Below are 10,468 nucleotides of genomic sequence, written 5' to 3' on the forward strand. Positions count from 1 at the left end.
TAGGACAATGCCATACAAGCATAAAACATAACGTTGTTCGATTCAAAGGAGGAATGCAGCTTGTCTCGGATTAGACGGGAAATCATCATCGTTGTTGTGCCGATTTCCGCCATACGCGAATTCATCGCTGTCGATCTTATTGGCAGCACGACCTTTTATTACGCGCTTAAGATTGCCCTGAAGAAGCTTATATTCGTTGAACCTATAGCAATTGCAGGGAGCATTATACTTCCTCTCGTTTACAAAAAAGTCGCTCATCGCGGCGGCTCTTCCCATCACGGACCCGCCGCCTCTGCCGCTCACGCTCATCGCAGCAAGCCGCCAATTCCGATTCCGCGCTTTAGCCTGCAGGATTAACGCGAACTGCCGCCTGCTTGCCGCTAACTTGTATGCCTGTCGCCTTCGTTCCGAACGGCTTCAGATCCACCAGCAGTCGTTCCAGAAGCTCCTTCGCAGGCGCTTGCTCCTGCTTGCCCTGCAGCTTAACGACGAGCAGCACCGGATTGCCTGCCGTCAGCAACTTCTCCGCTTGACGACGCTTCGTGTCGTAGTCATGCTCCTCAATATGCGCAGACAGCCGCAGCTCCTTCTCCTTGGCAGGTCGGTCCTGCAGTCGTTCCTCCCGCTGTTGCTGCGACTGTTCCTTCTTCGCACCTCCCCGTGCGACCAGCTTGCATGGCGGCGGACTGCTCATCAGCGATGTGCAGACCAGATCAACCTTCAGCCGTTTCGCCATCGCAAGCGCCTCTTCGCGCGATACAACGCCAATCGGCTCTCCATCCAGTCCCGTTAGATCAAGCTCTTTCGCTTTAATCTTTTCATTCATGATTAAACTCATCTTGAACCTCTCCTCCTGCCAGCGTATGGCTGGCCGTATGAAAAAACCGCTGCACAAGCAGCGGCTGCATGAAGCGTTATTATTGATCAGGCTCGTCCCATTTGCGCGAATAAGCTTTCTTCGTAACCCACAAGGTGATCCACGTAATCGCTACCAGAATGACAGCCGCCGAAATCCATACGCCTGCTGGTACTCCCATGGTATCCCGCCCCCTCTCTCATCCTGCTGCATCACTTGACAGCAACCAGTAACTCTAACGATCATACCGCATGCTTGCCTGTTAAGCAACGCTAGACATAATGAGAAGGCTCACAAGGCTCGCATTCGCGAGTTCTTGTGAGCCTCTGGTACAATCGACACTGCTCCAACTATTGCTGGAATGAAACAACATTGACTTGGTTATGCTCCAACGTACATATTCTGAAAGAAGGCGGCAGACACCGCGCCTCCGAGCTGGTTAGACAAATATACAAGATGCTCCAGTGCTGTATCTTCCAGACGAATATGACCGCTGCGGATAGGTCCTACAATTGATTTGATCGCATCCACCAATTCGCTGACCCGCTCATCGAGCGCTTCAAAGTCGCGGTTAGGCAGTCCGATCTGGTTAATATGACTAACCAGCGCATCAAGCGAGTATTGAACCGAATGCGGGAAACTGCTGCTCTGCAGCATGAAGGCCAATGCGTATTCGAATGTAATATTCACAGCATATTGCCTGCGGAACGCCTCGAAACCACCAACCGACTTCAACAGCGCTGCAGTTCGATTGTAATGCTCGGATTCGGAGTCCGATTCTCGTCGAATCTGCTGATGCAGCGTGTTGACGATACGCAGTGTATTGTCCACCCGTTCCACGAATTTGCCGGTTTGAATGAAATCCCACTCTTGCTCACGAACCATCGCCGCATCTACGGTTCCGCTGAACAATGTCGCCCATTCCCGCACCCGCTGATAGAACAAATGAGGAGCCTGCAGCATAACCTGCGATACGTTCTGATCCTTCAGCCATAAATAGAAGGCATTAATCACTTCCCACAGCTCCGCCGGCACTAGCTGCCGCAGCGTACGAATATTGTTCCTTGCCTGCTGCACGCAATTGAAGATCGAATTAATATTCGAGCGCTCGAACGTTAGAAAATGGATCACCGTCAGCTCGTTCGTGCCTGCGTTGATGTTGGAGTACAGCTCTTCGAACCTGGCTACGCTGCCCGTTGATTCCACCAGCCGCTCCCATACATATTCTCTTTCTTGCTGTCCGTATAGTTCATGACGCATATGATAATTGATATCGATCAGCCTTGCATGATTACCTGCCCGCTCTACATAACGCCCAGCCCAATATAACAATTCAGCGAATCGATTCATCATATCCCATCACCTCGATTATATTCCTAATCTACAACCCAAGTATCTTTCGTTCCCCCGCCCTGCGAGGAATTGACGATAAGCGAACCTTCCTTCAACGCGACCCTCGTTAATCCGCCGGCAACCACATGGGTTTCCTGCCGTCCCATGAAGACGAAAGCCCGTAGATCGATATGACGGGGCGCAACCTCCATTTGATGCAAAGACGGGCTGCAGGATAACTTCATCGTCGGTTGGGCGATATAACGCTCTGGATGAAGGTTAATGTTGTCTGTGAATGTTTTGAGCTCTTCTTCCGATGCCGATGGACCGATCAGCATGCCGTAACCGCCAGATAAGCAGCGTTCCTTGACGACCATCTCGGACAAGCGGCTGAGGACGTATTCACGCTCATGCGGTCTATCCAGAATATACGTTGGTACATTGCTCAAGATCGGCTCTTCGTGCAAATAATACCGGACCATATCCGGCACATAAGCGTAAACCGCTTTATCATCGGCAACACCGGTCCCAGGCGCATTCGCAAGCGCTACATTGCCGGCGCAATAGGCTTCCATCAAGCCGGGCACACCTAATATGGAGTCTGAGCGGAATACGTCCGGATCTAGATATTCATCATCGATTCGGCGATAAATTACATCAACCTGACGCAAGCCTTGCATGCTATTCATATAAACCTTCTTGTCGATGACCGTCAGATCTCTGCCTTCCACCAGATCAATTCCCATCTCCTGTGCGAGGAATGTGTGGTCGTAATAGGCCGAATTATGAATGCCTGGTGTCAGCAGTACGACAAGGGGATCCGATTTACCGCCTGGCGCCAGCGCTCGGAGACTGCATAGCAGTGCGTTAAGCCCACGGCTTATGCTGCGTACGCGGTGCTCGAAGAACAGCTCGGGGAACAAATTCGTCATCAGCGCACGGTTCTGGTATACGTAGGACAGGCCTGAAGGCGTTCTCAGGTTATCCTCCAGAACATAATACTCGCCGGAATCGCTTCGTATAATATCGATGCCTGAGAGCGGTATATACGTGTTATCCGGAACTTCCAGACCGATCATAGCGGGCAAATAATAAGGATTATCTATAATCAATTGGCGGGGCACTAGGCCATCCTTAATAATGTTCTGAGCATGGTAGATATCATATATAAAATGGTTCAAAGCCTGCACCCGCTGCTTCAGTCCTTGTTCAAGCAACTGCCATTCCTCGCCCGGAATCATTCGCGGAATCATATCGAACGGGATCGTACGCTCAAGGGACGAGTCTTCGGGAGTGTCGCTATATAATGTGAACGTAATGCCCTGCGTCACCATTGCGGATTGCATGACGCCATTGCGTGTCACTAGCTCGTCAATCCCCATCCTGGTCAACACTTTCATCATCGTTCCATAAGGCGGCCGAACTTTACCATGCTGATCAAACATTTCATCAAAGAATACGGAACTGCCGTAATCGGCAAACAAGTGCTTGCGCTTCATCATCAGCATAGCCATGACGGTTACCCTCCCAATTTCGTTTCAACTCGCCTTATCAAGCGTAATGTTTTATCACACTTGAAACATGATTTAAGTATAGGATAGGCCGACTATAGGAGTATGTCGAAATGACCTATAGTAATTGTGACAATTTTGTGACAAACTTGTTTAGTTCCTGCCATTCTTAATCTTCTTCATGTTAGGTTAAATGACAAAGGAATGAGATAGAGGTAACATATAATAGGAGAAACAATTCCATTGGATTCTATTTTTGTCTCTTATTCCTTCTGTCTGCCTTTGATTCTGCTAATTAGGAGGATGCCTTTGAAGCTGACGATTGGTACTAAGCTGCTCAGTACGTTTCTGTTCGTAGCTGTCGTCGTGGCGTGCGCAGGTATTGTCTCCTTACACCATCTGAATAGGCTTAATGCCTCCTACTCCGATCTCATCCACCAGCAAGTGTCCATAGTTACGACTACGAGAGATATTCAAGTGCTCGCGCTGCAGCAGACGAACGATCTGCGCGGTTATTTACTGACCGATGACATAGCCTTCCTATCTGGATTACAAGCGGCTAACAGCAAGCTTAAGGCTCGCGTATCCGAGACGGATCTGCTCCTTTCACAATTCGAGAGCAGGCTGTTAGCGAAAGAACTCGACCAACTCAATCATAATTTCCATCAACAGTACGAGATCATGCTTAACAGATATGAAGATAACCGTGACAAAGATGCCGCACTCGCATTCTTCAAGAACGAGGTGCTTCCTATTGGTTTGCAGCTTGGTCCCCTAGCGGCTTCAATCTCAGAACATCAACAGTCGCTGCTTAATGATGGCATCAAACGCAATACGAACAATGTCAATTGGGCTACTAGCGTTATCCGCATCATCAGCATTTTAACCTTTATATTAACGCTAATCATCGGATGGATGATTTCGCGGCATATTACGAGCAATCTTGCACGCATTACGACGTTTATCTCTAGCATTACACCTGGGTTCAATGCTACTACTGTTCTACCTCGCATTGAAGTTCGTACCCAAGACGAAGTAGGTGCCATTGCAAATTCCTTCAACGACATGATCACCGCCCTCGAACATTATTCGGCGCAAGAACGGGACACTACATGGCTGGAAACCAACATCGCTAAGCTCGTGACGATGTACCAGGGAATCCATGATCTGGAAATGCTAGCGCAACAGTTTATCACGTCTATTACCCCTATCATAGGCGCCAGTTATGGTGTTTTCTACATCCGTGAGGACTCTGGCGGCAGCGCATCAGTCCGCAAGCTTGCAGCCTACGCATATGACGGACGCAACGTCGGGGAAGATGGTTTTCAGTTTGGCACAAGCTTGGTCGGACAAGCTGCCGCCGGTAACCAAACGATTGAACGATCGGATATTCCCGACTCCTACATAACGATCACCTCCGCTACAGGGATGTCGGCTCCTGCGAGCCTCATGATCATTCCGATTGATTTTGAAGGACATGTCGTTGCTGTTATCGAATTGGCCTCTCTAACCGTCTTCAGTCCGGTTCAACGCACCTTATTGCATCAAGTATTGAGCCGTCTCGGTATAGTGATTAACAGCATCGCCGGTCGTATGCAGATTGAGAAGCTGCTTCACGAATCACAATCGTTAACAGAGGAGCTGCTGCGTCAATCGGAGGAGCTTCAGCTTCAACAGGAAGCGTTGAAAGGCATTAATGAGAAGCTGGAGGCGACAAAGCTTGCTTTGGAGGAGAAGGCTGGTCTATTGGCAATCAACTCACAGTATAAATCGGAGTTTCTAGCGAATATGTCTCATGAGCTTCGGACACCGCTTAACAGTCTGCTTATTCTTTCCGACATACTCGCGAATAACACGGAGGGCAATCTGACAGCGAATCAGATGAAGTATGCCAGAACCATTAATCAATCAGGCAATGATCTGCTCCTTCTCATCAATGATGTGCTTGATTTATCCAAGATAGAATCAGGAACGATACAACTTCAATGCAACGAGGTCGACCTGTTTGCGGTTTGTGAATTTGCCGAGCTGCAATTCGCTCCGGTTGCCCGCCAGAAAGGCCTTCAATTCCGAACCAAGGTAGATGGTCGAATGCCGGCCATATTGTATACCGATGAGCAGCGGCTGCTCCAAATTGTGAAGAATCTGCTGGCCAATGCATTCAAATTCACTTCTCAAGGACAGGTCATGCTGTACATTCATCTTGCAGATCATACCATGCTGAGCCAAGTGCATAAGGATGAGTCCGTTATGCTGGATACATCGACAATCGCATTCTCCATCAAGGATACTGGCATCGGCATTCCTCGCGAGAAACAGAGTCTTATTTTTCAGGCCTTCCAACAAGCAGATGGCTCAACAAGCCGCCAATATGGCGGAACCGGATTAGGCCTCTCGATCAGCCGGAATATTGCGAAGCTGTTGAATGGATGTATCGTCTTAGATAGTGAAGAAGGCAAGGGGAGCACCTTCACTCTGCTGCTGCCCCTCCGCGATGGCATCACTTGCCCGGAAGCACCACTACTTCTTGAGGAGGCTGCCGCTTCGGCCGATACTGCAGTGACGGATATTGCTGCTCAGGATGAGTCTTCTTATCAAGCAGCAGACTCAGAACATTATGATCCGCTACTCAATGGCAGAATCGTATTAATCGTCGATGACGATATGCGCACCATTTTCGCCATTACAACAGCTCTTGAAAACAAGGGTATGAAGGTCATGTTCGCTGAGAACGGCGCCGAAGCCCTTATGACTTTACAGCAGAATCCTACAATTGAGCTTGTTCTGATGGACATCATGCTGCCCGGAATGGACGGATATGAAGCGATACGTACCATTCGCCATATGCACGCGTATCACTCGCTGCCGATTATCGCATTAACGGCGAAGGCAATGAAGGACGATCGTGATCAATGCTTAGAGGCAGGTGCATCCGACTATATAAGCAAACCTGTTAACATGGAGCAGCTCTGCTCGATCCTACAGGTTTGGTTGAACAGATAAGCGGGGAAACGATGATGAGTCCGAATCTGTATGATGACAAAATAACATCTTCACACCGCGAAAAAATCGATCCGTTGGAACAGCTCGAGATTGAATTGCTTCTTGAAGCGCTGTACCGTCATTACGGATTCGATTTCCGCGATTATGTACTGGCATCCATTCGTCGGCGCATCTGGCATCGTAATGATGCGGAGAAGCTGTTGACCATATCGGGTCTCCAGGAGAAGATTCTTCATGATCGGAGCACGATGAAGCGGTTGATAGCCGATTTCTCGATCAACGTAACGGAAATGTTCCGAGATCCGAGCTTCTTTCTTGCGTTCCGAACGAATATTGTACCACTACTACAAGACTATGCTTGCATACGGATCTGGCATGCCGGATGTTCGACAGGTGAAGAGGTTTATTCCATGGCGATTCTTATGTACGAAGAAGGTCTTCATCATAAAACGCGCTATTATGCCACTGACATGGACGCTGACATAATCGAAGAAGCGAAGCGGCGCGCCTTCCTGCTCGACAAGCTACCTGCTTATAGCCATAACTATGCCCAATCAGGCGGCCGTCGATCGTTCAGCGACTACTACAGCATAGAGAATGACCGAGCGGTCTTACATCCGTTCCTGGCAGACTCCATCGTCTTCGCGCAGCATAATCTGGCTGTCGACCAGTCGTTCAACGAGTTTCACGTCATTATTTGCCGTAACGTTATGATCTACTTCAATAAAGCCTTGCAGAACCGTGTTCATACGCTTTTCCATGAAAGTTTATGCTTATCTGGGTTTCTTGGACTTGGACATAAAGAAAGTATCGCTTATACAAGCCACAGTGCCTTATATAAGGAGATGGATGCGAATGAAAAGCTATATCGAAAAATTAAATAACGTCGCAACCAGCATAATCAACATACTCATTGTCGATGACAGGCCTGAGAATATCATTGCGCTCGAAGCGCTACTGGATCATCCTAGCTATCAGCTATATACAGCCAGCTCGGGACTGGAGGCGCTTCGTCATGTCCTGTCCGTTAACTTTGCCGTTATTCTGCTTGATGTGCAGATGCCAGGAATGAACGGGTTTGAGACTGCAAGACTGATCAAATCTAGGGATAAATCAAAACATGTACCGATTCTGTTCATAACAGCCATCAGCCAAGCCGCGGAGAATGTTAAGCAAGGTTACTCCGTAGGCGCCATCGACTACATCTTCAAGCCTTTCCATCCCGATACGCTGAAGATGAAGATTGAAGCAATCGTCCGGATGCATTTGTATCAAGAACAAATTAAGCTGCAAAATGAGCTGCTCAGCGTCATTGGCGATACTTCGATTGATTCCATAATCACGATAAGCGAGTCAGGTACCATCATGAATATTAACCGAGCGGCCAAGCAAATGTTTGGATATCCTCCGGATGGCCTGATCGGCAGGCATATCGAAGAGCTTGTCCCCGGCATAATGATTTATTGGGGTGAAGCGAACTACTTGCATCGCATCATCGAGACAGCAGCTGCCCGACATGATGGAATCCTGTTTCCAGTAGACATTCAAATCGGGGAAGCCCATATAGATCGCGAGAAGATCTATGTATGCTCGATAAGGGATGTAACTGAAAGGAAGCTTGTGGAGGAAGAACGTTACCGACGAATTTTCGATGCAGCTCCCTCATTAATCTCTCTTCGCTCGCTTCGTAACAAAGCTTACCTGAACGTAAATGACAGCTTCTTGAAAGCAACTGGATACAGTATGGATGAAGTATTGAACGGCCCAGGGGATATTCTTCAATATATCATGGATGATACTACCTGTATGGAAGGAGTGGAGCATACTTCCGGGGATAAAATACCGCTGCGCAACATTCGCATCAGCTTCATGACCAAATCAGGCGAGCTGCGTGAAGGTTTAATGTCTACCGAGCAGATTCTGTTGCATAATGAACGCTGCCTGCTCACCATTATCACTGATATTACCGAGCGCCTGTACCTCGAGCAAGAGATGGTAAGGCTGGATCGGCTTAATCTAACCGGCAAAATGGCTGCTGGCATCGTTCACGAAATTCGTAATCCAATGACAACGGTGAGAGGATACCTGCAGTTAAGCAAAAACTTCTCCGAAGAGCATACGTCCATTATGATCGAGGAGCTCGACCGCGCTCATAATCTCGTATCCGAGTTTCTTTCTGTTACGAATATAAATTCAACGCATCGCAAGCTGCAGTCGCTCAACAGCGTTATCGAGACACTATTTCCGCTTATCCAATCCAAAGCATTATGCACCAACCATGCCATTAATCTGGATCTTTCGCCATGCCCTTCCTTGTACCTTGATGAGAAAGAAATTCGCCAGCTGCTGCTCAACTTATCGATCAATGGCTTCGATGCTATGAACGAAGGAGGGATATTAACGATTCGGACCTACACCCTTAACAACGAAGTTGTTCTCGAGATCATTGATCAGGGCACAGGCATCAAAGATGAACTGCTCGATAAACTTGGTAAACCTTTCTTCAGCACGAAATTGAACGGTACAGGATTAGGACTATCGGTTAGCTACGGTGTGGCTGCTCGACACGATGCGAAGATCCATGTCCATTCCGATGATCAAGGCACCGTATTCGCCATTCACTTTAAACAGCGTTCAATGATGCTCTAGGTCGCTTTACTTCTAACGAGATATAAACAAACAAAAGCCTTTCGCACTTAGCGAAAGGCTTTTGTTTTCTATTATGTAACGGACAATTCCGTTTGCTCTCTTACTGGTCGGGATGACACGATTTGAACATGCGACCCCCTGGTCCCAAACCAGGTGCTCTACCAAGCTGAGCTACATCCCGTAAGTAAATTGTAAAATGGCGCGCCCTGAGAGATTCGAACTCCCGACCTTTTGATTCGTAGTCAAACGCTCTATCCAGCTGAGCTAAGGGCGCTAATTATGGAGCGGAAGACGGGAATCGAACCCGCGACCCTCGCCTTGGCAAGGCGATGCTCTACCGCTGAGCCACTTCCGCAAAATCTTTGATTCCACTTGTGTAGATTAATTAATGGTGCGGTCAAGAGGACTCGAACCTCCACGGTTGTTACACCACTGGCACCTGAAGCCAGCGCGTCTGCCAATTCCGCCATGACCGCATATTAAGTTTGGTGCGGTTGAGAGGACTCGAACCTCCACGAGCGTACGCCCACTACCCCCTCAAGATAGCGTGTCTGCCATTCCACCACAACCGCATATAAAGTTAAAAGTGAGCCATGTAGGACTCGAACCTACGACACCCTGATTAAAAGTCAGGTGCTCTACCAACTGAGCTAATGGCTCTTAATAAAATGGCTGGGGATCAAGGATTCGAACCTTGGCATGACGGAGTCAAAGTCCGTTGCCTTACCGCTTGGCTAATCCCCAATGATACAATGGGGCGATCGAGGGGAATTGAACCCCCGAGTGTCGGAATCACAATCCGATGCGTTAACCACTTCGCCACGACCGCCAAAGTAATGAGGATACCTGTTGATGGCAATCTAGCCGGTTAAGGATTATAATGGCGGAGCCGACGGGATTCGAACCCGCGGTCTCCTGCGTGACAGGCAGGCATGTTAGGCCTCTACACCACGGCTCCACATTATAAGTTCGGATTGTTTACCCTCAGGTAATCATTGGTTGCGGGGGCAGGATTTGAACCTGCGGCCTTCGGGTTATGAGCCCGACGAGCTACCGAGCTGCTCCACCCCGCGATATTCATTATGGTGGAGGCTGACGGGATCGAACCGCCGACCCT

The 10,468-nt window shown here is 48.6% G+C and carries 7 protein-coding genes and 10 tRNA genes; 4 read left to right on the forward strand and 13 right to left on the reverse strand.

Features of this window, described 5'->3' with window-relative positions; genetic code table 11:
- The first annotated feature begins 60 nt into the window (after positions 1 to 60).
- Positions 61 to 357 (forward strand): hypothetical protein, encoded by a 297-nt coding sequence (locus H8B09_RS28380; RefSeq protein ID WP_191206955.1) that lies wholly within the window; start codon positions 61 to 63, stop codon positions 355 to 357.
- On the opposite strand, the gene infC is transcribed toward H8B09_RS28380, so the two are convergent.
- The 3 genes from infC to H8B09_RS28395 all read right to left on the reverse strand — a co-directional run bounded on the left by infC (position 341) and on the right by H8B09_RS28395 (position 3,702).
- Positions 341 to 838: a translation initiation factor IF-3 gene (infC, locus tag H8B09_RS28385; protein ID WP_191206956.1), complete on the reverse strand. Its 498-nt coding sequence runs from the start codon at positions 836 to 838 to the stop codon at positions 341 to 343. The two genes, H8B09_RS28380 and infC, sit on opposite strands and share 17 nt — an antisense overlap.
- A 399-nt stretch (positions 839 to 1,237) precedes the next feature.
- The gene (locus H8B09_RS28390; RefSeq protein WP_191206957.1) at positions 1,238 to 2,209 is read right to left on the reverse strand and encodes an alpha-E domain-containing protein; all 972 of its coding nucleotides are present in this window, start codon (positions 2,207 to 2,209) and stop codon (positions 1,238 to 1,240) included.
- 23 nt (positions 2,210 to 2,232) lie between these two features.
- Positions 2,233 to 3,702 carry a circularly permuted type 2 ATP-grasp protein gene (locus H8B09_RS28395; RefSeq protein ID WP_191206958.1) on the reverse strand — a complete coding sequence of 490 codons (1,470 nt, stop codon included), beginning with the start codon at positions 3,700 to 3,702 and terminating at the stop codon, positions 2,233 to 2,235.
- A 306-nt stretch (positions 3,703 to 4,008) separates the two neighbouring features.
- Between H8B09_RS28395 and H8B09_RS28400 the strand changes: the two genes are divergently transcribed.
- From H8B09_RS28400 to H8B09_RS28410, 3 genes are read left to right on the forward strand one after another with little or no spacing between them, the layout of a single operon-like run.
- On the forward strand, positions 4,009 to 6,702 hold the full coding sequence (locus H8B09_RS28400) for a response regulator (RefSeq protein ID WP_191206959.1): 2,694 nt from the start codon (positions 4,009 to 4,011) through the stop codon (positions 6,700 to 6,702).
- Between the two features lie 11 nt (positions 6,703 to 6,713).
- A complete protein-coding gene (locus H8B09_RS28405) occupies positions 6,714 to 7,586 on the forward strand; it encodes a CheR family methyltransferase (protein WP_318152805.1) in 873 nt (290 codons plus the stop codon).
- Entirely contained in the window at positions 7,558 to 9,351 is a 1,794-nt protein-coding gene (locus tag H8B09_RS28410; RefSeq protein ID WP_191206961.1) for a PAS domain S-box protein, read from the forward strand. Before H8B09_RS28405 ends, H8B09_RS28410 begins: the two co-directional genes overlap by 29 nt.
- 104 nt (positions 9,352 to 9,455) lie before the next feature.
- Here the strand turns inward: H8B09_RS28410 and H8B09_RS28415 are convergent.
- The 10 genes from H8B09_RS28415 to H8B09_RS28460 form a co-directional block, all read right to left on the reverse strand.
- Positions 9,456 to 9,532: transfer RNA gene (locus tag H8B09_RS28415), tRNA-Pro, on the reverse strand.
- A gap of 16 nt (positions 9,533 to 9,548) precedes the next feature.
- Positions 9,549 to 9,625, reverse strand: a tRNA-Arg gene (locus tag H8B09_RS28420).
- Between the two features lie 6 nt (positions 9,626 to 9,631).
- A tRNA-Gly gene (locus tag H8B09_RS28425) sits at positions 9,632 to 9,706 on the reverse strand.
- A 34-nt stretch (positions 9,707 to 9,740) separates the two neighbouring features.
- Positions 9,741 to 9,827, reverse strand: a tRNA-Leu gene (locus H8B09_RS28430).
- Positions 9,828 to 9,837: 10 nt separating this feature from the next.
- Positions 9,838 to 9,923: transfer RNA gene (locus tag H8B09_RS28435), tRNA-Leu, on the reverse strand.
- Between the two features lie 15 nt (positions 9,924 to 9,938).
- Positions 9,939 to 10,011 (reverse strand) — tRNA-Lys (locus H8B09_RS28440).
- 9 nt (positions 10,012 to 10,020) lie between these two features.
- Positions 10,021 to 10,095 (reverse strand) — tRNA-Gln (locus tag H8B09_RS28445).
- Between the two features lie 9 nt (positions 10,096 to 10,104).
- A tRNA-His gene (locus H8B09_RS28450) sits at positions 10,105 to 10,180 on the reverse strand.
- Between the two features lie 52 nt (positions 10,181 to 10,232).
- Positions 10,233 to 10,309 (reverse strand) — tRNA-Asp (locus H8B09_RS28455).
- A gap of 38 nt (positions 10,310 to 10,347) precedes the next feature.
- A tRNA-Met gene (locus tag H8B09_RS28460) sits at positions 10,348 to 10,424 on the reverse strand.
- Positions 10,425 to 10,468: the final 44 nt, after the last annotated feature.

This window comes from Paenibacillus terricola (assembly GCF_014779765.1).
Taxonomy (GTDB): Bacteria; Bacillota; Bacilli; order Paenibacillales; family Paenibacillaceae; genus Paenibacillus_T; species Paenibacillus_T terricola.

What these genes read in the sequence shown, in the direction of transcription:
- H8B09_RS28395 (WP_191206958.1), bottom strand. Translation starts at nt 3,702, where the DNA reads ATGGCTATGCTGATGATGAAGCGCAAGCACTTGTTTGCCGATTACGGC.
- H8B09_RS28405 (WP_318152805.1), top strand. Translation starts at nt 6,714, where the DNA reads ATGATGAGTCCGAATCTGTATGATGACAAAATAACATCTTCACACCGC.
- H8B09_RS28410 (WP_191206961.1), top strand. Translation starts at nt 7,558, where the DNA reads ATGAAAAGCTATATCGAAAAATTAAATAACGTCGCAACCAGCATAATC.
- H8B09_RS28390 (WP_191206957.1), bottom strand. Translation starts at nt 2,209, where the DNA reads ATGATGAATCGATTCGCTGAATTGTTATATTGGGCTGGGCGTTATGTA.
- infC (WP_191206956.1), bottom strand. Translation starts at nt 838, where the DNA reads ATGAGTTTAATCATGAATGAAAAGATTAAAGCGAAAGAGCTTGATCTA.